Genomic DNA, 463 nt, shown 5'->3' on the forward strand with positions numbered 1-463 from the left:
ATAGGTGGTGGTTTCCGAGGGACCGTAGAGGTTGCACAGACGTTGCACGCCAGTCTTCTCGAACAGCGATTCCACCAGGCTGCGCTTGAGGGCTTCACCGGCGACGTTGACCGTGTGCACCGACTTCGGCAGTCCGTCGACTTCCAACAAGGCCTTGAGCGCCGATGGCACGGTGTTGATCAGGCCGATATCGTGTTCGCCGTGTTGCAACTCCAGAACGTTTTTCACCACCTCGATGCGGCCGCCCGAGGTCAGAGGTGCGAAACACTCGTAGACCGCCAGGTCGAAATTCAGCGAGGTCGAAAACAACGTCTTGTCCAGCGCCGAACCCGGTCCCTGTAGGAGCGCCGGTCGATGCTCGATTGCTGGCGCTCCCACAGCTTTTGTGTGATTCAGGGGGGTGGTGTGATCGCTGATACCGTCGAATGCGGCGTGGGCCCAGGTCAGGAAGTTCACGGTGTTA

1 protein-coding gene is annotated in these 463 nt (G+C 59.6%); it reads right to left on the reverse strand.

The features are described 5' to 3' along the window. On the reverse strand, positions 1-463 hold a 463-nt coding region (locus M5B99_RS29830; RefSeq protein WP_248807484.1), incomplete at both ends, for an AMP-binding protein.

This window comes from Pseudomonas sp. MWU13-2100, assembly GCF_023242365.1.
GTDB lineage: Bacteria > Pseudomonadota > Gammaproteobacteria > Pseudomonadales > Pseudomonadaceae > Aquipseudomonas.